Below are 23126 nucleotides of genomic sequence, written 5' to 3'. Positions count from 1 at the left end.
TTCACAGGCGTTCGATCAGCAGGGCGATGCCCTGGCCGCCGCCGATGCACAGAGTGATCAGCCCGTAGCGGCCGCCGGTGCGCTCCAGTTCGGCCAGCGCCTTGATCGTGAGGATAGCGCCGGTGGCGCCCACCGGGTGCCCCAGCCCTACGGCGCCGCCGTTGGGGTTGAGTCTCTCTGCGGGGAAATTCAGCTCGTCGGCTACCGCCATGGCCTGGGCGGCAAAGGCTTCGTTGGACTCGATAACGTCGATATCGCCGATGGAGAGACCGGCCTGCTTCAGGCATTCACGTACGGCGGGAATCGGACCCAGCCCCATCAGATGCGGCTCGACCCCGGCGGTGGTGCCCACCAGGAACCGTGCACGAGGTGTGAGGCCGCGGCGCTCGGCTTCGTCAACATGGGCCAGCACCAGGCTGGCCGCGCCGTCGTTGAGGCCCGAGGCATTGCCTGCGGTCACCACGCCTTCCCTCTGGAAGGCGGGCTTGAGCCTTGCCAGGTCCTCCGGGGTCACACTCCCGCGCACGTGTTCGTCCTGGTCGAAAATACGCTCGCGCTTGCCTTCGCGCACCGTCACCGGGACGATCTGCTCGGCAAAACGCCCCTCGGCGATGGCCCGCGCTGCCTTGTGGTGGCTCTCAATGGCGAAGCGATCCACCGCCTCGCGGTTGAAACCGCAGCGGTTCGCGATGTTTTCTGCGGTGCAACCCATATGGCCGCTGCCGAAGGGGTCGCTGAGGATGCCCAGCGTTAAATCGGTGATCGTGGCGTGGCCCATACGCAGGCCGGTGCGCGCCTGGGGCGGCAGCAAGTAGGCGCCGCGGCTCATGGACTCGGCGCCGCCGGCCAGGGCCAGGCGGCTGTCCCCCAGGGTGATCTGCTGAGCGGCACTGAGCAGCGCCTGCACCCCGGAGCCGCACAGGCGGTTGACGTTGAAGGCGCCAGCAGCGTCTGGGACGCCTGCTTCCCGGGCAATATGCCGCGCCAGGTAAGCGTCTTGAGGAGCGGTGGTGATGATGTGGCCGTAGACGGCATGGTCGATGGCCTCCGCCTCGACGCCGGCGCGGTTGAGGGCCTCCCTGGCGGTGAGGGTGCCAAGCTCCTGGGGAGTGAGCCCGGCCAGGCTGCCGCCGAAGCCGCCAATGGCAGTGCGGGCGCTGCCCAGGATAACAACGGAATCAAGATGCATGGGATTCTCCAGTGTCAGGCCTTGCCCAACAGCGAGCGGGCGACCACTTCCTTCATGATTTCTGACGTGCCGGCATAGATGGTCTGCACTCGGGCATCCAGATAGAAGCGTGAGATAGGATATTCGCGGGTATAGCCGTAGCCGCCGAATAGCTGCAGGCAGGTATCGGCGGTGGCGCACTGCATCTCGGTGAGACGCAGCTTGAGGATCGCCGCTTCGGTGGGCCCCATGGTGCCTTGGCGATAAAGCGCCATGCACTTCTCGAGATAGGCGCGGCCCATTTCGATGTCGGCCTGGACCTCAGCGAGGGTGAAACGAGTGTTCTGGAAGTCGCCCACTCGCCGGCCGAAGGCGCGACGCTCTTTCACATAGTCCAGGGTCAACGCCAGTGCCCCCTCCATCGCGCCCAGTGCCTGGGCCCCTACGCCGAGGCGCTCCCGGGGAAGCTCCTGCATCAGATAGGCGAAGCCGGCACCCTCCTCTCCGAGCAGGGCATCCTCGGTTAGCTCAATGCCATCGAAGAAAAGTTCGGCTGTGTCACTTGCGTGCTGTCCGATCTTCTTGATTGGCTTGCCCCGGGAGAAGCCGGGCAGGGTGGCGTCCACCAGGAACAAGGAGACCCCCTTGGCGCCGGCCTCCGGGTCTGTCTTGGCGCAGACGATCACCAGGTCTGCCACCTGGCCGTTGGTGATGAAGATCTTGCCGCCGTCCAGCCGCCAGCCATGGCCGGTTCGCCGTGCGCGTGTCTTCATGGCGGCCAGGTCGCTGCCGGCGCCCGGCTCGGTCATGGCGATGGCGCTGATGACTTCACCGCTGGCCATGGCCGGCAGCCAGCGCTGCTGCTGCGCTGGCGTGGCGATATGCAGAAGGTAGGGCATCACGATATTGGCGTGGATGTTATAGGCGCTGGCCAGGCCGCCGAAGCCGCGCCGTGAGATCTCCTCGATAACCAGCTGGGTGATGGCGAAGTCCGCGCCGGCACCTCCCAGCGGCTCGGGCATGTCGATGCCCAGTAGGCCTGCCTCGCCCAGGCGTCTCCACAGGGCGCGGGGCACCTCGCCCGCCTCTTCCCAGGATTCGTAGTAGGGTGCCACCTCCTGCTCCAGGAAGCGGCAGATCATGTCGTGGAACAGCGGGGTCAGTTCGTCCTCGGATGTGCCTAGAGTCACGCCGGTAGCTCCTTGCGCAGGTGCCGCTTGAGAATCTTGCCGGCGGTACTCTTGGGCAGGGCATCGACGAAAAGCACGCGCTTGGGCACCTTGTAAGGGGCCATGATCTCCCTGGCATGGGCGATCAGCGCTTCCTCGCTGACGACCTGACCTTCCTTGAGCACTACCACGGCGGTGATCGCTTCGATCCACTTCTCATCGGGCAGGCCGATCACCGCCACTTCCGATACGGCAGGGTGCTGGAACAACCCCTCTTCCACCTCGCGGCTGGCGACCACCACGCCGCCGGTATTGATGACGTCCTTGATGCGATCGACGATGTAGAGATAGCCCTCCTCGTCGATGTAGCCGACGTCACCGGAGTGGAACCAGCCGCCAAGAAAGGCCTCCTCGGTCATCTCCGGCTTGTTCCAATAGCCGGTGAGCAACTGGGGTGAGCGATGGACGATCTCGCCATGCTCCCCCGGAGGGACCTCATTCATCTCGGCGTCGACGATGCGCGTCTCCACGGTCAGGATGGGGCGGCCTGCCGAAGCTGGTCTTGCGTCGTGTTCCTCCGGGCGCAGCACCGTGGCCAGTGGCGCGATCTCGCTCTGGCCGTAGCAGTTGTAGAGACCCACGCCGGGAATGCGCTGGCGTAGCTCCTCCAGCACCGGCACCGGCATGATGGAGGCACCGTAGTAGGCCTTTTTGAGCTGGCTCAGGTCGGAGCGCTCGAAGTCGGGATGGCGAAGCAGGCTGATCCACACCGTGGGCGGGGCAAAGAAGGAAGCGATGCCCTGATAGCTGATCTGGGCCAGGCAGTCGTCCGGCAGAGGCGCCTCGCGCAGGTGGACCGGCGCCCCCAGCAGCAGCGCCGGCATCAGAAAGACGTGCATTTGCGCCGAGTGGTAGAGGGGCAGGGCGGCCAGCATCGGCTCGTCACCCTTGATGTCCAGCTCCACCATGCAGGCCATGTATTCGGCGAGCAGCGCCTGATGGGTCATCATCGCCGCCTTGGGCGCGGCGGTGGTGCCGGAGGTATAGAGCAACTGGGCGAGGTGTGCCCCCTCTACAGCCACCTCCGGCTCATGGGCGGCGCCCTGGCCGGTGGCGGAGGCCAGCACATCAAAGCCTTTGCGGCTTTCTGCGTGGAGAGTGCCCGACATCGTGAGCGCCATGCCTGCGGTGGCGGCGTCCACGTTATCGGCCAGGCTGAGATCGCTGAGCAGCCCTGTGGCACCGGACTGCTCCAGGATGTAGCGCAGCTCGTCGGCATTCAGCGCGTAGTTGACCGGCACGTGCACCAAGCCGGCGCGGGTCGCGGCCAGCCAGGCGATCACGTAGGCGTCGGAGTTCTTACCGTAGACCGCCAAGCGTTCACCGGGCTTCAGGCCGGCGGTGAGCAGGCCGTTGGCGGCCCGGTTCACCGCCTGGTTCAGTTCGGCGTAGGTCCACCGACGGTCGTTGAAGGCCAACGCCAGTTTGCCAACGTGCTTGCGGGCGCTGCGATTGAGCGCGGCACCGATGGTGTTCTGCTGGATGCGCGATGTTGTGGTTGTCGTTTCCATCTGTCTCGTCTCCTCGTCCAATCAAGCGCCGTTAGTCACCAGATGGCACTTGCTGTCGGAGAGCGGGCGAAAGGCTTCCTCGGCGGGAATGGTGCGCACCAGCCGGAACAGGTCGTCCTCGTCGGCTGATTCTTCCGGCGACTTCACTTCCACCAGGTACATGTCGTGCACCATGCGGCCGTCCTCGCGGATATAGCCACCCGTGGTGAAGATGTCGTTGATCGGTGTCGCCGCCATTTTTTCGCGCACTGCCTGAGACTCATCGGTGCCGATGGCGTCGACCGCCTGCAGGTAGTGCAGGGTGCTGGAGTAGAGGCCAGCGTGGACCTGAGTCGGCATGCTGCCGGTGCGCTCGCGGAAGCGTTCAGCCCAGGCGCGGGCCTCCTCGTCGCGATCATAAAACCAGGCGGTAGTGAACTGCAGGCCCTGGGCGGCTTCCAGGCCTATGCTGCGGACATCGGTACTGAACAGCACCATGCCGGCGAGAATCTGACCCGCCTGGGTGACGCCGAACTCACTGGCGGTGGTGATGGCGTTGATGGTGTCGGAGCCGGCATTGTTGAGTGCGATGACATCGGCCCCCGAGGCCTGGGCCTGGAGCATAAACGAGGAGAAGTCGTTGCTGGGGAACGGGTGGCGGGCACTGCCCACGATGGTGCCGCCGTTCTCGACGACAACGCGCTCCACATCGGCTTCCAGGGCATGGCCGAAGGAGTAGTCGGCGCTGAGCAGGTACCAGTTCAGGTTGCCTTCCCGGGTGATGGCGCTGGCGGTGCCGTTGGACATGGCCCAGGTGTCGTAGACCCAGTGGATATGGTTGGGCGAGCAGCTCTCGTTGGTGACGCCGGAGGAGACGGCGCCGTTGACCAGGCCCAGGCGGTTTTCCTCTTCCAAGAGGCGCACGGCAGCCAGGGTCACCGAAGACGCGACCAGCCCGGTGACCATGTCGACGTTCTGCTGATCGATCCAGCCGCGAACCACGCTGGAGCCAACGTCGGCACTGTTGCGGTCATCGGCACTGAACAGCACCACGTCGGCGCCAGCCACGCTGCCGCCCATGTCATCGACGGCCATTTGAATGGCATCCAGCCCTAGCGGCCCGATGGGGTCACGATAAACGCCTGACATGTCAGCCAGGTAGCCGATACGGATTTCATTGTCGGTAATCTCGGCCGCGCCAGCCGATGCGGCGAGGAGTATAGAGGCAGCGAGCGTGCCCAGGGCGAACTGGCGTGTCTTGATCATGGAGAGGCCTTTGCGTTGTGGCGTTGTTGTTGTGAGTCTCATGACGATGCAACGTCTGAAAGAGACTAGCTTTATGGTAGGAGCAAAGGCAGAGTGTTAATTGACCTTTCGAGCCAGAGTTTTTGCATTTCGTGCCAATCTTGCTGGCATTTATGCCGAGAAGACACAAGAGGAGGCTAGCCTGTGGACATATTCGGCCAAGGAGGCTGCTCAAAGGTGCCGTTAACGTAAAGGAGCGCCCGAAGGCGCCCCTGTGTGCATTGGCAGAGCTTGTCGCTCAGTGGGCGTGGCCATGATCGTCGTCGTCATCGTTGTCATGCGCATGATCGTCATGGCCCGGCTGGGCCAGGGCGTCATGCAGGGTCTGCGCGTTGTGGCGCATCATGCCGAGCCATGTGCTGGCATCGCCTTCGGCGGCCAGGGCGTCGGCGAAGAGGGTGCCGGCGATGGGCAGGCCGGTCTCCTCGGCGAGCTGGTTGATGATCGCCGGGCTGGTCATGTTCTCGTGGAACAGCGCCTGGACGTTTTCGCTGCGAATCACGTCGATCAGCTGGGCCATGTTGGCGGCGCTGGGTTCCGCCTCGGTGGAGAGCCCCACCGGAGAGAGAAAGCGCAGACCGTAGGCGCTGGCGAAGTAGCCGAAGGAGTCGTGGCCGGTAATCACGCTGGTGGAGGCGGGGATCTCGGTGAGCAGCGCCCGAATGTCAGCATCGGCGGCGTCGATCTCGTTGATGTAGCGTTCGGCGTTGGCGCTGTAGGCCTCGGCGTTCTCAGGGTCGGCTTCGATCAGGCCGTCACGGATATTGGTGACATACACCTTGCCCACGGCCAGGTCCTGCCAGCCGTGGGGGTCATCGTCGCCGTGGTCATGGTCATCATGGTCGTCATGGTCATCGTCGCCGTGGTCATCATGGCCGTGCTCGTCATGGCCGTGGTCGTCATGGCCGTGGTCGTCATGGCCGTGCTCGTCATGATCGTCGTGCTCGTCCTGGCCATGATCGTCATGGGCCATCGCCACTCGCTCGATGCCGTCGGTGGTGATGACCAGCGGGCCGGCGTAGTCGCTGGCGTCGATCAGGCGATCCATCCAGCCCTCGAACTGCAGGCCGTTGAACACCACCAGATCGGCGTTGGCCAGGGCGCGGGCGTCGGTGGGACGCGGAGAGTAGACATGAGCGTCGCTATCGGCGCCAACCAGCGAGGTAACGTTGACATGCTCGCCACCGACATTTTCGATCATGTCGGCGAGGATGCTGAAGCTGGTGACCACCTGCACGCGCTCGGCGGCGAAGGCGGCGGGCAGGGCCAGCAGGGCGGAGACGCCGAGCAGGGCGGCGGAGGCATTCATGATGCGCATGGGGCGGAGTTCCTCTGTCTTGTGAGTGAGCGTCGCGTGTCGTGGAGGTCGCATATCAGTGGGATTCTGGGGCGCCCAGGGGCGAGGCACGGCGCTGCAAGCGCTCGCGCAGGCTGTCGTGGCGGCCCAGCAGGGCCGAGAACAGGTAAGCGGTACCGGCCAGCAGGATGATCGATGGGCCGGAGGGCAGGCTCAGGTGGTAGGAGAGCAGCAGCCCGCCGGTGCTGGCGACCAGGGCGATGCCCACGGCGATGCCGATCAGCCCCTCCAGGCGCTTGCTCCAGAAGCGTGCCGTGGTGGCTGGCAGCATCATCAGACCCACCGCCATCAGGGTGCCCAGGGTCTGAAAGCCGGCGGTGAGGTTGAGCACCACCAGGCCCAGGAAGACGCCTTGAATCAATCCGCTGTGAATCCCCTGGCCGCGCAGGAACAGCGGGTCCAGGCACTCCACTACCAGGGCGCGGAAGATTACCGCCAGGGTGACCACGATCAGGCTGCTGATAGCGGCGATCAGCATCAGGGCAGTGGTATTCACGGCCAGGATCGAGCCGAACAGCACGTGGGTCAGGTCCACGCTGCTGCCACCCAGCGACACCAGCATCACCCCGGCGGCCAGCGAGATCAGGAAGAAGCTGGCCATGGCGGAGTCTTCGCGGTGGCCGGTCATCTGCGACACGCTGCCGGCCAGCACCGCCACCAGCAGGCCAGAGAGCACGCCGCCCAGGCTCATGATCGGCAGCGAGAAGCCGGCGAACAGGAACCCCAGCGCGACGCCGGGCAGGATGGCATGGGCCATGGCGTCACCGATCAGGCTCATGCCGCGCAGCATCAGGAAGACCCCCAGCGGCGGCGCGGCCAGCGACAGCGCCAGGCCCGCCACCAGAGCGCGTCTCATGAAGCCGTAGTCGAAGGGGGCAAGCAGCCAGGCGTCAAACAGTTCCAGCATGCAGGGTATCCGGGAAGGTGATGGGCAGGCGCGGTGCGCGAGGCGGTTGACCGGCATAGCGGTCGAGCAGCGAGTCGGTGCTGACCCAGCGGCCGTGGCCGCCGGCGAGGAAGAGCACATCGTCGGCCAGGCGCGAGAGCTGCTCCATGTCGTGGAGCACCACGATGATGGTGGCGCCTTCCTTTGCCATGTCGCGCAGCACGTCCATCAGCACGTCCACGGTCTCGATATCAACATTGGCGAAGGGCTCGTCGAGGAGCAGCAGCTCGGCTTCCTGCATCAGGGTGCGGCCGAGCAGGGCGCGCTGGCGCTGGCCTCCGGAGAGCTCGCCGAGCTGTCGGTGGGCCAGGTGAGAGATGCCCAGGCGGGCCATGATCTCGCGGCCGCGGCGGTAGTGGGTGGCACAATACCCCTTCAGCGCCCCGTGGCTGGGCCAACTGCCGGTCATGATCAGCTCTTCCACGCTCATCGGAAAGCTGAGGTCCAGGGCCAGCTGCTGGGGCAGCCAGGCGCAGCGCTCTCTGGGCACCTGGCAGCACACTCTGCCCGCCACCGGGCGCAGCATGCCCATGATGGCGCTGATCAGAGTGCTCTTGCCGGCACCGTTGGCGCCGATCAGCGCGGTAATGGCGCCATCCTGGAAGCGGCCGTCGAGATGCTCCAGCACGGTGCGTCCGCCCCGGGCGAGTTGAAGGTCCTCAAGCTGCAGGCGCGACATCAGGACCACCATCCGGCGGCCCAGGAGACCGCCAGCCACAGGCCAGCCAGAGGCAGTGCTGCCGCCAGCAGCAGGCGGTGCGTCGCCGAGAGCGACATCAACGAGAAGTGGCAGGGCCCTTCCGGGCGGTGCCGATGTGCGCGGTGTGCCATGGGAAGCCTCCATCAGAATATCGCAGGTTATAACATAACAATAGCGACCCTGGCCACCGTCTCGCCAGACTCGCGTAGAATGGCGCGATACGGAGCAAGCCGGGAGCCTGGGCGATGTCGGGATGGGGGTTGGTGCTGGTGGGGATGGTGGCAGCGGGTGCGCTGCTGCATCTGTTCCATCGGCGGCTGAGGGTCAGCCTGGCGGCACCTCGGGTGCCGGTGGCGAACGGGCTGGCCGACCATGGTGCGGTGGGCGAAACCGTGAGCTTCGCTACCCGGCGAGGCAGGCGGCTGGTCGGCTGGTGGCTGCCCGGCGAGGGGCGTGGCACGGTGGTGGTCGCCCATGGCTGGGGCGCCAATCGTGAGCTGATGCTGCCGATGGCGCGGCCATTGCAGGCGGCGGGCTGGAACGTGCTGCTGTTCGATATGCGCAACCACGGCGACAGCGACGCCGATTCCTTCTCTTCCATGCCGCGCTTCGCCGAGGACATCGAGGCCGCCCTCGAGTGGCTGCGTGCCCGCCCCGGCATGAGGGATGCCCCGGTGGCGCTGCTGGGGCATTCGGTGGGCGCCGCGGCGGTGCTGCTCGCTGCCTCGCGGCGCGACGACATCCGCGCCGTGGTGAGCCTATCGGCCTTCGCCCACCCGGACGGCATGATGCGTCGCTGGCTGGCCGAAAAACGGCTGCCGTTCTTTCCCCTGGGCTGGTATGTGCTGCGCTACGTGGAGTGGGTGATCGGCCACCGCTTCGACGCCATCGCCCCGGTGAATACCCTGCCGAGGGTGCGCTGCCCGGTGCTGCTGGTCCACGGTCGGGACGACCGCGTCATTCCGCCGAGCGATGCCGAACGGCTCCACGTCAGTCGCGGCGCCACGCCGGCCGTGCTGCGCCTGCTGCCCGGCGATCACGACCTCAGCCAGCATATCGAGGCGGAACTTCCCGAACTGCTGGCCTTTCTCGACGAGTCCCTGGTAGAGGCCTCGCCGCAGCCCGCGTGACGGCCTACAGCCCCAGCGCGCGGCGCATCACCTGGCGTTTTGCCGCGTCCAGGCGATCGGCCACCGCCAGCCCGGCAGCCCCTGCCTGGCGCAGCGGCGCCGCCCCGGTGAAAACATGGTGCAGGGTCGACATGGCGGCGATCATCGCCAGGGTCTGCGGACGTCGAGCGCGGGCATAACCGGCCAGCAGACTCTGCCCACCGATGTCCTGGCTCTCCCAGAAGGCCGCGGTCACGCGCTCGGTGAGGTCCGCGGCATCCTGCAGCCCCAGGTTCAAGCCCTGGCCGGCCAGCGGGTTGATGACGTGGGCGGCATCGCCCACCAGCGCCAGGCGCGGGCGCACGTAGCGTTCGGCGTGGCGTCCCCGAATGGCGAAGCTGGCGCGCCCCAGCACCGCTTCGAGGCCGCCCAGCCGCTGGGGGAACGCCTGTTCGATAGCCTGACGTAGCGCCTCGTGGTCCAGCGCCTCGCGTTCGGCGGTGTCCTCCGGGCTGCCGTACCACACCAGCGAGGCATGCTGGCCGGGCAGTGGCAGCATGGCCTGGGGCCCATCCGGGGTGAAACGCTGCCAGCTGACATCCTGCTGGGGCAGGCAGGTGCGCACGTTGATGATCAGCGCCCGCAGGCCATAGTCCTCATCGCGGGTGGCGATGCCGGCCAGCTCGCGGATTCGCGAGCCGGCCCCGTCGGCGCCCACCACCAGCCGGGCGGCCAGCAGCCGGCCGTTGTCGAGCTCCAGCAGCGTGCGATGGCTGCCGGGCAGCCAGGCTACCGGCCCGGTGTGGCAGTGGGTTGTCACGTTGGGCAGCTCGGCGAGCCGCTGCCACAGGGCGCGGCGGATCACCCGGTTTTCGACGAAGTGGCCGAAATCGGGCAGCTCCAGGTCGGCGGCGCCGAAGTGCACATGGCGCCGCTCGGTCTCGTCGCTGGCCTCGATGTGCCGAAACGGGCAGCGCCGCGCTTCCGGAATAAAGGGCCAGGCGCCGACCTCTTCCAGCAACTGCTGCGAGGCCAGGTTCAGCGACGAGATGCGCAGATCGAAGGGGGCGTCGTCGGCAATCGCTTCGGGCGGCCCGTCGCCCTCCACCAGCGCCACCGCCATGCCGGCCTGGCCGAGAGCCGCCGCCACGGCGGCACCGACCATGCCTCCGCCGACGATGATCGCGTCGAGCGTGTCATCCATTGCGTCATCCATTGCGTCATCCATTCATTTGTCTCCTTGACGTGATGCCTGCAGAACAGCATACCGCCTGATGGCCGGATGGCATGAGCCGGCGGGTCAACTCGGCAGCCAACCACCTGCGTGATAGTGCTCCAGGCCGTCTGCTGTGTGCCGACACAGCCACAGCCATCTATTGTGTACCAGCTGCGCGACGGCTGGCTGCCGCGTCAGTACTCCTTCTATCCGCTCCCGCGGCGCATCGATCACCACCGTCAGGCGCAGCGGTTCATGGCCCCACGTCGTGCCATCGTGCAGCGACTGATGCGGCAGGCCGATGCGCAACTGGGGCGAATTGCCTTCGATGACGCCGATATGCCCCCCTACCACCGAGTGCAGCAGCTTGTTGCCGGCGCCGTAGAGCGAGGGCACCGCCACGGAGGCGTAGTACTGCAGGTTGATCCAACTGGCCACCAGCATGGGGGCGGTCATGAGTGCCTCCAGGGTCTGGCCGTCAGGGTCGCGGTGCGGGTCATACTCGTGCAGGAAGACTCTCCCCTCCAGCGGAAGGCCACGGCTGATCGAGCGCGGGGCCAATAGCAGGGCGGCATTATTGGCCAGCCCCCACTCGGTGCGCGGCTGCGACCAGTCACTGCCGCGCTGCTGCAGCGCTTCAAAACGGCGTTCATCACTGCTGGCATTGACTCCCAGCGCGATAGCGCGTTCCGCACGTGTCGCACGACCTGCCTGCTCGAGTGTCTGTTCGAAGCGTTCCAGCAGGGGGCTGAGTCGAGCGGGCACTGCGTGGGTATCCATGAGGGTGACACGATCAGTCAACGTGCAGTGGGTGGCCGCCAGGACATGCGTGGTGGCGGGCAGGGGAACGCCGCGACGCAGAGAACGACAATGAAGCTCAATTATCATCATCTCTACTATTTCTGGCAGGTGGCCAGGTCGGGCCATCTGACGCAAACCGCCGAGGCACTCCACGTCTCGCAGTCCTCGCTCTCCCACCAGATCCGCCAGCTTGAGGAGCGCCTGGGACAGCGGCTGTTCCTGCGCGAGGGGCGCAAGCTGCGCCTCTCCGAGTCGGGAAGGCTGGCGTTCGACTATGCCGACACCATCTTTCGCCAGGGAGAGGAGCTGAGCGCGCTGTTCACCGAGGGCGGCCATGCCCATCGCGAGAGCATCCGGGTAGGCGCGGTGGCGACGCTCTCGCGCAATTTCCAGGAGGAGTTCCTGCGTCCGCTGCTCGATCGTGATGACATGGCGTTGAGCCTGCAGAGCGGTGGCCTGGATGACCTACTGCGCCGTCTCTCTGCTCATCGCCTGGATGTCGTGCTCGCCAATCACGCCCTGCATGGCGACGATCAGCACCCCTGGCGCTCGCAGCGATTGGCGCGCCAACCCGTCAGCATCATCGGCGTGCCAGGCCTGGCGCCGCTGCCGGCGTTTCCCGAGGGACTGCGCGGCCGCGGCCTGATCGTGCCCGGGCCCGACAGCAGCGTGCGCCAAGCCTTCGAACAGCTGTGCGACTACCACCACCTGACGCCCACGATCATCGCCGAGGTAGACGACATGGCCATGATGCGTCTCCTGGCGCGTGACACTCTTCATCTCGCGGTAATGCCGCCCGTGGTGGTGCGCGATGAACTGCGAGCCGGCACGCTGATGGACTTTGGCGTCCTGCCGGGGGTATTCGAGGAGTTCTATGCGATTACGATTCGGCGCCGCTTCGAATCGCCTCTGCTCAAGCAGCTGCTCGCGCACTCCCGTGAGATGCAGCTCCCCTAGGCTCGGCGGCGAGATGCTACGCTTCAGGTATCTTCCCTGTCATGGACGACCCCGGCATGCCCCTTTGTCCTTCCTTCTCCTTCCGTGCGCGCTTGCTGGGTCTTGGCCTGCTGGTGGCGCTGGGGCTTTCCGGCTGCGATGCCTTCGACGGCGGCGATGCCGGCATGACGCGCCAGGGAGAGGGCTTTCCCAGCCAGGACGTTTCCGCAAAGGACGTCGCCGGCGAGGCCATGGTGCGCCAGGCCGACATCGCCGGTTCCGCCCGGACTCCGGAGGCCGGCGCCGAGGGGGTTGAGTCGCGCGTCGAGGAGCGACGCCACTACCAGCTGCAGTTCGATACCGCCGAACCGCTGATCGCCGTCTTTCACGAAGCCCATGAGGCCTGTCTGGGCATGAGCGGCTGCCAGGTGGAGCAGGGTCGACTCAGCACCCCGCGCCAGGGCCTGACCAGCGGTACCCTGGTGATGCGCATCGACCGGGCACAGGTCGATCAGGCCGAGCCGGTGCGGCGCATCAGCGAATCCTCGGGGCTGAGCGGCGTGGAGATCACCCGCCAGGACCGCACCCAGCAGATCATCGACATCGAGGCGCGCCTGGCCCAGCAGATCGTGCTGCGCGAGCGGCTCGCCGAACTGGCCCAGGAGGGCCGCGGCTTCAGCGAACGCCGCATCCAGGACCTGCTGCAGGTAGAGCGCGAACTGGCCCGGGTACAGGGCGAGATCGAATCGATGCAGGGCCGCCAGCGCCATCTCTCCCGGGTCACCGACAGCGTCTCGGTCACCGCCAGTTTCCAGCAGCAGCGCTGGGTGGAGCCCCACCAGTACGGCCCCCTGGCGCCCCTGTGGCGCGCTCTGGACCGCAGCGTCAGCCTGTTCTTCGAATCGGTGGGCCAGGTGATCCTGGTGGTGGTTTTCCTCACCCCCTGGCTGGTGCTGGGCATTCCCGCGCTGTGGCTGCTCACTCGGCTATGGCGCCCGGTGCGCCGCGGCATCACCCGTCTGGGCCAGCGTCGCCGTGCGCGTCGAACCCCGCGTCGCGACGACTAGGCCGTGCCTCAGAGCTGATCGAACTCCTCGGTATCTACCTCGGCCTGCTGCGCCTCGGCGTAGCGTTCGCCGATCACCTGCTCCGGGGTCAGCAGCGCATCCAGCTGCGCCACGGTGGTGGCCTTCAGACGCAGCTCGCTGGCCGCCAGGTTCTCGCGCATGTGCGCGATGGAGCGGGTGCCGGGAATCGGCAGGATGTCATCGCCCTTGGCCCGCAGCCAGGCCAGGGCCAACTGGCCGGTACTCACCTCGAGCGTCATTGCCACCGCCTCGAGCTCGGCCAGCAGCGTCAGGTTGCGCGGCAGCGACTCGGCGCTGAAACGCGGCATGTTGCGGCGCATGTCACCCTCCGCCAACCGGGTGGGGTCGGTGACGGCCCCGGCCAGGAAGCCCCGGCCCAGCGGGCTGAAGGCCACCAGGGCGGCCCCGGCCTCGCGGCACGCCTCGATCACCGCAATCTCCGGGTTGCGGGTCCACAGCGAATATTCCGACTGCACCGCGGCGATGGGATGCTCGGCATGGGCTCGGCGTAGCGTGGCGGCAGAGACCTCGGAAAGCCCCACGGCGCCGATCTTGCCTTCCGCCACCAGCCGGCCCAGTTCGCCCACGCTCTCCTCGATGGCCACGTTCTTGTCCCATCGGTGCAGGTAGTAGAGATCCAGATGGTCGGTGCCCAGGCGCGCCAGGCTTTCCTCGCACTGTCGGCGCAGGGTGGCCGGGCGGCCGTCGATCACCTTCTTGCCGAGTGCCGGGTCCATGGCCATGCCGCACTTGCTGGCCAGCAGGATCTCACCGCGCTTGGCCGCCATCGCCTTGCCTACCAGCTGCTCGTTGGCGGTGGCGCCGTAGAGGGTGGCGGTATCGAAATGGCGATAGCCCATGTCGAAGGCGGCATCCAGGGCGCGCAGCGCCTCGGCCTCGGGTACCTGCTGGCCGTAGCCATGGGAGAGGTTCATGCAGCCCAGGCCGATGGCGGGCGACGCAACGGCCTGGAGACGGGAAAAGAATGTTGTCATGGGAGCTCCCTGCTAGCGCTTGTGGGCGATGAACTGCACCACGGCACCCAGGCCGGTGTGGCCGCGGCCCTCCATCACCTCGCGCTCGCACTCGCGGCTGAGCTCGATGTCGAGCTCGGCGAGGGCCTCGTTCAGCTCGGCGGCGGTGGGGGTGCGGTCCGGGGTGTCCGGGCCGCCGGTGCTGCGGGGTACCTGATCCGGGGTGTAGGCCTCGAGGATCAGCACGCCGCCGGGCTTCAGGGCGTGGATCACCTGGCGGTAAAGGTGGGGGCGACCCGCCGCCGGCACGTGGCAGAAGATCGACACCACCGCATCGAAGGTCTCCGGCAGGAACTCATGCTCGGTGAGATCGGCATTCAGGGTCGTCAGCGCCACCCCCTGGTGCTCGGCCAGCCGCGCCGCCTTGCGCAGGCCTACGGAAGAAGCATCGACCGAGGTGACCCAGTGGCCCAGCCCTGCCAGGTAGACCCCGTTGCGCCCCTCGCCATCCGCCAGGCACAGCACCCGCTTGGGTGCCTCACCGATCAGGCCGGCATGCTCGCGCAGGAAGTCGTTGGGTTCGGTGCCGTAGACGTAGTCGTCCGTGCTGTAGCGTTCGTCCCACATGAAGAATGCCTCGATTTCATAAGGTGGTGTCAACAAAGAATAACAGCCGCTTGTCGGACACGGCCATCGCGCGGCGGGTATCCTGTGCCGCGTGATGCCGACGCCGCGGCAGTCGCGCGACCGACCGGGCAGTGCAGCCCGGTGACAACAATACGATTCCAGGAGCGCCAGGCATGGCCATGCCCTCTTCATCCCCTATCGGGACACCTTCTCCGGGATTTCTCTCCCCCCGCTACCGCGTGCTGCTGGCCGGCGTGTTCAGCCAGATCCTCTGCATCGGCGTGGCGCGCTTCGCCTATACGCCGCTGCTGCCGGTGATGCAGCAGCAGACCTGGCTCAGCGACGCCCAGGGCGGCTGGTTGGCCGCCCTCAACTACGCGGGCTACATGCTGGGCGCGCTGGTGGCGGCTTCCCTCCACAGTATCCGGCTCAAGGACACCCTCTATCGTCTCACCCTGGTGCTGGCAGTGGTTTCCACCGCAGGCATGGCCCTGGCCGACAGCTTCTGGCTATGGGCGGGCATGCGCTTCGTGGCCGGCTTCTCCAGCAGTGGCGCCATGCTGCTGGCCTCGGGGCTGATCCTGCACTGGCTGATCAGCCACGGACAGCGCGGCGAGCTGGGCATCCACTTCGCCGGCTTGGGGGTGGGCATTTTGGTGGCCGCCCTGGCGGTTGAGCTGATGCTGCATCTCTCCTTCGGCTGGCAGGCCCAGTGGTGGGGCTTTACCGTGCTGGCCGCGGGGCTGCTGGTGCCCGCCTGGGGCTGGCTGCCTCGCCCCGCCAAGCCGCTGGCGAGTAGCAGCGGCGGCAGTCGTCCGCCGGTGAATCCGCCGTCGCGCACTTTTATGCGGCTGATGCTGGCCGCCTACTTCTGTGCCGGCTACGGCTATGTGATCAGCGCCACCTTTATCGTTGCCATCGTGGAGCGGGAGCCGCTGCTGGCGGGCGCCGGCAACTGGACCTTCGCCCTGGTGGGGCTGGCCGCCGCGCCGGCTGTGATCGTGTGGGACCTGATCGCCCGGCGCTTTGGTTACCTCGCCGCGCTGATCAGTGCCATGGCCCTGCAGGTAGTGGGGATCGTGCTGCCGGCGCTTACCGACAATCTGGCCGGCGTGCTGATCAGCGCCGTGCTCTACGGCGGCACCTTTCTGGGCTGCGTGAGCCTGGTGCTGACCATGGCCGGCCGGCTCTACCCCCAGAGCCCCGCGAGGATGATGGGGCGCATGACCCTGGCCTACGGCGCAGCGCAGATTATCGCTCCGGCGCTGACCGGCATGCTCGCCGAGGCCACCGGCCACTACGACATCGGCCTGTGGCTGGCCGGTGGCTTCGTGGCCCTGGGCGCGCTGCTGTTGATCTGGCTGCGCGCGGTGGACCAGACCGCCCGGCGGTTGGATGCCGAGGCCAAGGGGTCGGGAGGCTGATGTCGCGTCACCGGCTGCTCTGGGATTCCATCAGCGGGGGCTGCAGATAACGAAACATGAAAGCCAGCGCCGGACCGATGCTGGCCCGCCACACTCGCCAGGTATGGCCGCCGGACAACACCTCCAGCGGCACCTGACCCGGTTGGTGTGGCGCCAGTGCCGCCTGTAGGCGACGGGCATGACCCACGGCATCGAAGACATCGCGGTTGCCGGCGCTCAGATAGAGCGGTACGACATCTTTATTTCGGTCTTCCTGTTCTCGATGCGCTACGGGCGCACCATTCCCCAAGGCTTCCTGGGCAGCCGAGTGAAGTACGTGATGATCCCCTACCTGATTTACGGTCTGGCTTATTCGATGGCAGAGTTTCTGCGCCTGCGGGCGGCCGGTGTGGATGCCAGCTTGGTGGAGACTCTGCGCGAGTACCTGCTCTATGCCGGCTGGCATGGCTACTTCCTGATCATCGCCGCCCAGTTCTACGCCTTCTACTGGCTATATTGCTGCCTGCACCTTGAACGCTGGCTGCCTTCCACGCCGTGGCTTGTGATCGGCAGCCTGATCAGCATGGCCTGGTGGGGCTACTGGCAGTGGAGTAGCAATTTGCCGCCGGGCTACCTGCACTGGATCGCCCCGCTTGGTTGGCTCTATCTCTTCTTTCTGGCCTTGGTGCTGGTACGCCACCATAACGACCGCCACGAGGCACGCCCGGCCTGGCTGGTGGAACTGGTTCGTCCGCGCTGGCTTGTCGCTCTGGTTGGCCTGGTGGCGCTGCTCTCGCTGCCCGGCTGGTTGGAGTTCTCCTCCAAGGAGGTGTGGGTAGTGCCGCTGTTCCTGCTCTTCACTCTGTGGGTGATGGGGCGGCTGCGCGGTCGCCCGGCGCCGCCGCTGGTGCGGCGCCTCAACGAGTTCTCCTTCGGCATCTATCTGGCCCACCCAATGTTTTTCAACCTGGTGGACGTTCTGGACCCCGGCCAGCGCCTGCCACTTCTGCTCTATGTGCTGGCCCTGGCGTTTGTGGGCATGGCCGGTTCCATTGTCTGGAATCTGGTTGCCAACCGGCTGGAGTGGGGCGGGCTGCTGTTCGGCAAGCGGCTGCGCGTGGCCTGATACCGGGTGAATCGCGCTGTTACCAACTTTTACCCGAAAATTTTGAACGCGAGCCGCTGACTATCGTCACAGGGGGCACATACACATAAGGCCCCTTGTTGAGGGGTGATTCTCTGGAGGTATCAATGAAACCGATGACGGCCCTGATCTCTGCCGCCCTGCTCAGCGCCGGCCTGATGTCGGCCACCGCCCACGCCCAGCAGGATCCGGCGGCCCCCACCGAGCAGCCCCAAGCCGCTGCCCCGATGACGGACATTTCCGATCAGCAGCTTCAGCAGTTCGCGGATGCTTCCGAAGAGATTGTCGTGATCTCTCAAGAATACACCGAGCGCCTGCAGGCCGCCGAGGATGAAGCCTCCATGCAGCAAGTGCAGATGGAAGCCAACGACAAGATGATCGAGGTGGTTGAGGACAGCGGCCTCGATGTGGATACCTTCAACGCCATCGGCCAGGCCGTTCAGCAGGACCCTGAACTGATGCAGCGTGTTCAGGAGATGGTCGAGTCGTGAGCCTGGTTGGCCACAAGGAGCAATAGAAGCAGTTCAAGGAGTTAAGCATGATGTCCAAGCGATTCTTCAAGAAAGCGGGCGTACTGGGTGTCTCACTAGGCCTGCTGGCCAGCCCGCTGGCCTTCGCCGACATGCATGACCCCGCGGCCGATGAGCACGAGGCCGGCGACCCCATGACCACCCAACCGGCAGACCCGGCGGCCATGCCCGCGGACCCCGCCGCCGATCCAATGGCGGATCCGGGCGCTCCGGCCGAGCCGGGCACGCCTGCCGATGAGCCTGGTTTTGGCAGCGGCACCGACCCGATGCCAACCGGTGAGGGTGTGTCCCAGCCCGATAATCAGGGCGAGGGGGAGCTGCCCGACAGCGAGGAGTCGCAGATCAACGAGTAGGGCAATCGCCCAGTCTTCTTCATGGTGTTCCCTTGCGCGGCTGGCCAGTGTCCCTCTTCCCTCGACATGTCCGGCCAGACCGCGTCCCTTACCCCCGCTGCTGCGGGGGTTTTTTTGGCTGGCCGGTGGCTTCGTGGCCCTGGGCGCACTGCTGCTGATCTGGCTGCGCGCGGTGGACCAGACCGCCCGGCGGCGGGATGCCGAGGCCAAGGCGGCTCCGTCAGGGTGAGGTATGTTTTCCCGAGGCGGTGGATGGCCTGAGGCCACTTCGGCGTCGGCATTCCTTCAGATCGAATCCGGAAACCACTTTTCTTCGGCCGGCCTGGCCGGCATTCTCGCCGGGTCGTCGAAGAGTGACGGCCGAGTCTTGGCTTCGAGGAGAGAACGGTGTTCAGGGAATTCAAGGAATTTGCGGTACGCGGCAACGTGGTGGATATGGCGGTAGGCATCATCATCGGCGGAGCGTTCGGTACCATTGTCTCGAGCCTGGTTAATGACGTGCTGATGCCGCCCATCGGGCTGCTGATGGGCGGCGTCGATTTCTCCGATATCTTCCTGGTGCTCAAGGGTGAAGGGCCCTACGCCACCCTGGCCGATGCCACAGCAGCAGGGGCGGTGACCATGAACGTGGGGGTGTTCGTCAACAACGTGATCAGCTTCCTGATCGTGGCCTTCGCGGTGTTCTTGCTGGTGAAGGTCGTGAACCGCCTGCGCCGCCAGCAGGCCGAGGCACCGACTGCGCCCACCGCCCCACCCGAGGATATTTTGCTGCTACGCGAGATTCGCGACAGCCTGGCCCGACGATCCGATGAGCCGTAACTGCTAATCGGTGACATCGACCATGTCCAACACGGCCCCTGCCTCTTGGCTCTTGCGAGCCTACGCGGGGGCTTATTGCTGATCGTCGTCGATTCGCCCGAACTGTTGGCGAGCGTCCAGATTCCCTGTTCGATGGCCATAGTCGTTTCCTGATTATCAAGAGCTACATCTCTCTTTGCTAGAGCCCGCCGTGCTCTCTATAGTAGGTGTTAACACGGCCCCGATCGGCGGACCCGCTTTGCGGTGACGCTGCTGAGGGGTTTTTTGATTCCGGGCTGGCAGGGACTTCGCCATGATCGATCGTGAGGGAGTCGAGCAAGAACCATGACCCGCTTTATCGAACATCTAGTGGAACCACAGCGGCTGCTGCTCTACTGGCAGGCTAGTAAGAGCAAGAATCGCTCTCGCTATCGCGTGGGCCAGCTGGTGCTGAAGGGCGGTCAGGTGGTGCTCCAATATGACCATGGCCCCGAGATAGCAGAGGCGAAGCAAATGGGCTTCGAAGGCTATCCCGCCTTCCCGCTGAAGCAGTTGGAGCACAGCCACCAAGTGATGGAGGCTTTCAAGCGGCGCCTGCCGCCGCGAAGCCGAGGGGATTTCAGCCGCTACCTGGAACTGCGCGCCATTACCGCCGATGCAGAGATCAGCGATTTCGCCCTGCTGGGCTACAGCGGTGCCAAGTTACCCAACGATGGTTTCGAGCTGGTTCATCCCTTCGATGACCCGCCAGGAGCCTTCGAGGTGCTGTTAGAAGTGGCAGGGTTCCGCCATGAGGCCGAGCTAGACGCCTCGGAGCTGAACAAGGGCGACCCAGTGCAGTTGGTGCCAGAGCCTGAAAACCCGGTCGAGGGGCAAGCCATCAGGATGGAGAGCGCCGGACAAAAGCTGGGTTACGTTCCACGAGGACATCTGGATATGCTGCACCGCATGCTGGACCAGGGTGCTGCCCTCGACGGCGAGGTATTTCGCATCAACGGCAGCCCCGAGCGCCCATTGGTCTATGTGCTGACCCGGATCCGGCTGGATGACCGACCGGCGATGCCGGCCAATGTGTTCCGGATGCAGGCCTGAACCAGATGGGCTGAGCGCCACCCACATGCTTTAACACGGCCCCCGCCTCTTGGCTCTCACGAGCTTACGCGGGGGTTCTTATGTGCGCTCGTCACTGATGCGCCACACCTGCTTTAACCGCTCCACGGTATGGGACCACTTGGGCGTAGTGGGCTTGCAGACGGTATTCTGATTGCCGAACAGGCCGACCTCGCTGAAGGCGACCTCACGGCTGATGGTGTAAATCCAGCGCACCGGGACCAGATACTCGGCCTCGTCGTCATCCTTGGCCGGGTCGATCTGCGGGTAACCTTCGATCAGCGTCATCTCCGGGAGGGTTCTGGGCCCTGCCGGGGTGTCGAAACGGTATTCGTCGGCGCGGCAACGCTCGCCGATTACCTCGCCGACGCCGACGTAGCCGGTCTTGGGGATATAGACCCAGACGCGATCGCCCTCCGAGAGCATGGCGAGGGTCTTGGAGTACCAGGCCGCGCCGCCGCCGCAGATGAAACCGAGGCGGCGGGCATCCTCCCACGGGTAGTCGGGGCCGAAAGAAGCATAGAACTCGCCGTTCCAGGGCTCCTTCTTCGCCTTGCGGGCAATGGGCTGGGTGGGCTCGTCCGGGTCGATCATCCAGGTGCGGCTGAGGTAGCGGTTGCCGTCGTCCTCGAAGGCGGCGAAGAACATGGCGTTGATCGACAGCTGGGCGTGCTCGTTGAGGTAGGTGATGATGCGCTCGCTGCTGGCGTCGAGCCGGGTGGCCACCACTACCAACTGGTGGCTCTCGTTGAGCGTCACGCTATCCAGCGGGATGCCGAACTTGGCCTCGAAGGCCTCGTCCAGGGTGGCGTGAGGCCTGCCGTAGCGCTCGGCGAACGCCTGGTAGATGTCGATCAGCTGGAAGTCGGCCAGGGTGACCACCCAGGAGGCGTAGTCGATGGCCTGGGCCACCACGTCTCGCGGCGTCTTGTCTCGCTTGAGCTCGATGATGATGACGTTGCCGTTGGCATCGAGCGCCAGCAGATCGACCAGCTTGTCGAAGGCGGTGCGCACCTGGCGGCCGATCAACAGCCAGTCCCGGTTGAGGATCGAGACATCCTGCATGATCTGCTCTTCCAGCAGCCCCTCGTCGGCCAGCCCCGCGGCGCGCAGCTTGCCCGGTGGTTCGCCGGTACTACCTGTCAGCTTCCAGATTCCTTGCTCAATGGCCATGTCGTCTCCCTGTGATACTACCGGTGGTAATTTCATAAAAACCCGGATGGGAAAACTTATTTTAGCAATTTAATTTGATTCGCACTTCCTTTCAATAAATTGAAAAAGTGGCCGAAAGCATTCAAATTGATCTGGATTTAATTTTGGAACAAAGCTATTGGCGAATTTAGATTTTTTTCCTTTAAATTCGATAAGCTGGCCTCCTCCCGGAGCCTCCCGTTTTTCAAACCACTCCCCAATGTAGTCCTCGTTATAGAACATGAGCTCTATGGCGAGATGAGAATTATTTCCGCTTCCCCAAGGCTTGCCTGTTCCATCTAAAACTTGACTTCGGATATCATTATTTTTAGGAACAGGAAGGAGCAATGCATAATGGTTTTGGAATACAAGCCGCTTCGCAAGCCCCTTAAATGGATCGTTCTCTTCATTAGATGTGTTGGATGGTTTTAGGCCGTTCCAATCATCGTATGCTTCGTCGAAATCAAATAAAGCAAACATTATCCTGTCCGGAAAGTTTGTCTTTAATTCATCTCGAGAAAATAAATTTTTCAAAAACATCCTATCAAAGGCATTCTGTATCAAGAAGGGCATTTCTCTTCCACTATATAGTTTTTCCCATGCAGTACCTAGAATAACTTCGTCAGTAATTCCTTCGGTAAACAATACTGGCTTTGTTGATCCCTTTATTGAGTTGTTAATGTTAAGCCTTGCTTCGCCCTCCGTAAAAGATATCAATCCGGACGAAAGGGATTTTATAACATCCGACTTCTTAGCATTAACTGCCACGACCTTGGAATCAAAGAAGTCGAAAAGCCTTATTGTTTTTTCTTTGGCACTCGAAATTGTAGACGCGCTGTGACTGCTCATAATTATGTGGTTTAATTTTGCAGTCTCGTCAGCAATATCAAAAACTTGCTCCAAGAAACCAAACTGCCACTCCGGATGGAGAAATGAATCTGGCTCATCAAGTAAAGTTACGCAATGTCTATCCTTAAAGAGCTCTGCAATTGAAAAAATATAAACAGACTGAATCTGGCCATCACTTAAATTATTAAGCGAAGTTTCTTCTTGATTTTGAAGCAAAAGTCTAAAATCTATGCTTTCTAGCATCCCTAGTGTTTTTAAATTGTCAATAAGCCTGAATTGCTCGCAGGCATCAGTGCCTGAAAACTCTTTTCGAAATAAATTAATGTCAATTTTAATTGAGTATTGGTCAATATCTTTCCGATAGATATCTCCATGGTGAAAAGAGCCTTTTACGCAGCCAGAAACTCTCTCTAAGAAGTCTCTCGCAATGCCATCAGTTCCCCAGTAATGAGTTCTCGAGTCAAAATCTTCAATTGCACTATAGCCCAGTTCTTTTAGTCTGGATTCCGCAAATTGTGGCTTTTTTATATTTAATGTCACAGACTCGGAGGTCGATTTGACTCCAAGTTTTTCAATAATGTACTTTCTTGCAGAGTTGTGTTCCGGCTGAAAAAGAAGGGCTGCCAAGAGTAATGATTTATACTCAGGCCCAACGCCGATAAACTTCCTGCTATCAGGGCGGTCTCAAGTTCCAAGCGCAACACTATTGAAGGGTGCTCGGGCCACTAACCGATTTCTTGAGCACCTCGGCGTAAACTTCCAGCGGCGTGCGCCAGTCCAATGTCTTGCGCGGCCGCGTGTT

24 protein-coding genes are annotated in these 23126 nt (G+C 64.0%); 9 read left to right on the top strand and 15 right to left on the bottom strand.

Annotation, left to right across the window (positions count from 1 at the left end; all coding sequences use genetic code 11):
- Window position 1: 1 nt before the first annotated feature.
- The 8 genes from bktB to ACFODV_RS15655 form a co-directional block, all read right to left on the bottom strand.
- The gene (gene bktB / locus ACFODV_RS15690) at window positions 2-1189 is read right to left on the bottom strand and encodes a beta-ketothiolase BktB (protein ID WP_379761116.1); all 1188 of its coding nucleotides are present in this window, start codon (window positions 1187-1189) and stop codon (window positions 2-4) included.
- Window positions 1190-1203: 14 nt separating this feature from the next.
- Entirely contained in the window at window positions 1204-2310 is a 1107-nt protein-coding gene (locus ACFODV_RS15685) for an acyl-CoA dehydrogenase family protein (RefSeq protein ID WP_379761141.1), read from the bottom strand.
- A gap of 44 nt (window positions 2311-2354) precedes the next feature.
- Window positions 2355-3908: an acyl-CoA synthetase gene (locus ACFODV_RS15680; RefSeq protein WP_379761114.1), complete on the bottom strand. Its 1554-nt coding sequence runs from the start codon at window positions 3906-3908 to the stop codon at window positions 2355-2357.
- Between the two features lie 21 nt (window positions 3909-3929).
- Window positions 3930-5153, bottom strand: a complete 1224-nt coding sequence (locus ACFODV_RS15675) for an ABC transporter substrate-binding protein (RefSeq protein WP_379761112.1) — start codon at window positions 5151-5153, stop codon at window positions 3930-3932.
- Between the two features lie 277 nt (window positions 5154-5430).
- The gene (locus ACFODV_RS15670) at window positions 5431-6510 is read right to left on the bottom strand and encodes a metal ABC transporter solute-binding protein, Zn/Mn family (protein WP_379761110.1); all 1080 of its coding nucleotides are present in this window, start codon (window positions 6508-6510) and stop codon (window positions 5431-5433) included.
- A 55-nt stretch (window positions 6511-6565) separates the two neighbouring features.
- Window positions 6566-7456, bottom strand: coding sequence for a metal ABC transporter permease (locus ACFODV_RS15665; RefSeq protein WP_379761108.1), 891 nt, complete (start codon window positions 7454-7456; stop codon window positions 6566-6568).
- A complete protein-coding gene (locus ACFODV_RS15660; protein ID WP_379761106.1) occupies window positions 7440-8174 on the bottom strand; it encodes a metal ABC transporter ATP-binding protein in 735 nt (244 codons plus the stop codon). Before ACFODV_RS15660 ends, ACFODV_RS15665 begins: the two co-directional genes overlap by 17 nt.
- Window positions 8174-8326: a hypothetical protein gene (locus tag ACFODV_RS15655; protein ID WP_379761104.1), complete on the bottom strand. Its 153-nt coding sequence runs from the start codon at window positions 8324-8326 to the stop codon at window positions 8174-8176. Before ACFODV_RS15655 ends, ACFODV_RS15660 begins: the two co-directional genes overlap by 1 nt.
- Before the next feature lie 114 nt (window positions 8327-8440).
- Here ACFODV_RS15655 and ACFODV_RS15650 point away from each other — a divergent pair, with 114 nt between their 5' ends.
- Window positions 8441-9325 carry an alpha/beta hydrolase gene (locus ACFODV_RS15650; protein WP_379761102.1) on the top strand — a complete coding sequence of 295 codons (885 nt, stop codon included), beginning with the start codon at window positions 8441-8443 and terminating at the stop codon, window positions 9323-9325.
- Between the two features lie 4 nt (window positions 9326-9329).
- Here the strand turns inward: ACFODV_RS15650 and ACFODV_RS15645 are convergent, their stop codons facing one another.
- Both ACFODV_RS15645 and ACFODV_RS15640 read right to left on the bottom strand, forming a co-directional pair.
- Window positions 9330-10532, bottom strand: a complete 1203-nt coding sequence (locus ACFODV_RS15645) for an FAD-dependent monooxygenase (protein ID WP_379761100.1) — start codon at window positions 10530-10532, stop codon at window positions 9330-9332.
- Window positions 10533-10604: 72 nt separating this feature from the next.
- Window positions 10605-11408, bottom strand: a complete 804-nt coding sequence (locus tag ACFODV_RS15640; RefSeq protein WP_379761098.1) for a putative inorganic carbon transporter subunit DabA — start codon at window positions 11406-11408, stop codon at window positions 10605-10607.
- Between ACFODV_RS15640 and ACFODV_RS15635 the strand changes: the two genes are divergently transcribed.
- On the top strand, window positions 11391-12278 hold the full coding sequence (locus ACFODV_RS15635) for a LysR family transcriptional regulator (protein WP_379761096.1): 888 nt from the start codon (window positions 11391-11393) through the stop codon (window positions 12276-12278). The genes ACFODV_RS15640 and ACFODV_RS15635 overlap by 18 nt on opposite strands.
- 56 nt (window positions 12279-12334) lie before the next feature.
- Window positions 12335-13324: a DUF4349 domain-containing protein gene (locus tag ACFODV_RS15630; protein ID WP_379761094.1), complete on the top strand. Its 990-nt coding sequence runs from the start codon at window positions 12335-12337 to the stop codon at window positions 13322-13324.
- Window positions 13325-13332: 8 nt separating this feature from the next.
- On the opposite strand, the gene ACFODV_RS15625 is transcribed toward ACFODV_RS15630, so the two are convergent.
- Both ACFODV_RS15625 and ACFODV_RS15620 read right to left on the bottom strand, forming a co-directional pair.
- A complete protein-coding gene (locus ACFODV_RS15625) occupies window positions 13333-14340 on the bottom strand; it encodes an aldo/keto reductase (protein ID WP_379761092.1) in 1008 nt (335 codons plus the stop codon).
- Window positions 14341-14352: 12 nt separating this feature from the next.
- Window positions 14353-14946, bottom strand: coding sequence for an SAM-dependent methyltransferase (locus tag ACFODV_RS15620; protein WP_379761090.1), 594 nt, complete (start codon window positions 14944-14946; stop codon window positions 14353-14355).
- Between the two features lie 179 nt (window positions 14947-15125).
- Here ACFODV_RS15620 and ACFODV_RS15615 point away from each other — a divergent pair, with 179 nt between their 5' ends.
- Window positions 15126-16370: a YbfB/YjiJ family MFS transporter gene (locus ACFODV_RS15615; protein ID WP_379761139.1), complete on the top strand. Its 1245-nt coding sequence runs from the start codon at window positions 15126-15128 to the stop codon at window positions 16368-16370.
- Between the two features lie 7 nt (window positions 16371-16377).
- Here ACFODV_RS15615 and ACFODV_RS15610 read toward each other — a convergent pair whose 3' ends face one another.
- Window positions 16378-16557, bottom strand: coding sequence for a hypothetical protein (locus ACFODV_RS15610; RefSeq protein WP_379761088.1), 180 nt, complete (start codon window positions 16555-16557; stop codon window positions 16378-16380).
- On the opposite strand from ACFODV_RS15610, the gene ACFODV_RS15605 reads away from it, so the two are divergent.
- From ACFODV_RS15605 to ACFODV_RS15585, 5 genes are all read left to right on the top strand, one after another.
- Window positions 16549-17475, top strand: coding sequence for an acyltransferase family protein (locus tag ACFODV_RS15605; RefSeq protein WP_379761086.1), 927 nt, complete (start codon window positions 16549-16551; stop codon window positions 17473-17475). The genes ACFODV_RS15610 and ACFODV_RS15605 overlap by 9 nt on opposite strands.
- A gap of 125 nt (window positions 17476-17600) precedes the next feature.
- Window positions 17601-17984, top strand: coding sequence for a DUF4168 domain-containing protein (locus tag ACFODV_RS15600; RefSeq protein ID WP_379761084.1), 384 nt, complete (start codon window positions 17601-17603; stop codon window positions 17982-17984).
- A gap of 47 nt (window positions 17985-18031) precedes the next feature.
- Window positions 18032-18376 carry a hypothetical protein gene (locus ACFODV_RS15595; RefSeq protein ID WP_379761083.1) on the top strand — a complete coding sequence of 115 codons (345 nt, stop codon included), beginning with the start codon at window positions 18032-18034 and terminating at the stop codon, window positions 18374-18376.
- A gap of 387 nt (window positions 18377-18763) precedes the next feature.
- Window positions 18764-19195: a large conductance mechanosensitive channel protein MscL gene (mscL, locus tag ACFODV_RS15590; protein WP_379761081.1), complete on the top strand. Its 432-nt coding sequence runs from the start codon at window positions 18764-18766 to the stop codon at window positions 19193-19195.
- Window positions 19196-19519: 324 nt separating this feature from the next.
- On the top strand, window positions 19520-20266 hold the full coding sequence (locus ACFODV_RS15585; protein WP_379761079.1) for an HIRAN domain-containing protein: 747 nt from the start codon (window positions 19520-19522) through the stop codon (window positions 20264-20266).
- A 78-nt stretch (window positions 20267-20344) separates the two neighbouring features.
- On the opposite strand, the gene ACFODV_RS15580 is transcribed toward ACFODV_RS15585, so the two are convergent.
- Together ACFODV_RS15580 and ACFODV_RS15575 are read right to left on the bottom strand one after the other, a co-directional pair.
- Window positions 20345-21457, bottom strand: a complete 1113-nt coding sequence (locus ACFODV_RS15580) for a hypothetical protein (protein ID WP_379761078.1) — start codon at window positions 21455-21457, stop codon at window positions 20345-20347.
- 69 nt (window positions 21458-21526) lie between these two features.
- Window positions 21527-22951 (bottom strand): AAA family ATPase, encoded by a 1425-nt coding sequence (locus ACFODV_RS15575; RefSeq protein WP_379761076.1) that lies wholly within the window; start codon window positions 22949-22951, stop codon window positions 21527-21529.
- Window positions 22952-23126 lie beyond the last annotated feature (175 nt).

This window comes from Halomonas tibetensis (assembly GCF_042643535.1).
GTDB lineage: Bacteria > Pseudomonadota > Gammaproteobacteria > Pseudomonadales > Halomonadaceae > Halomonas > Halomonas tibetensis.
This window is presented reverse-complemented; position numbering and strand designations above follow the sequence as displayed.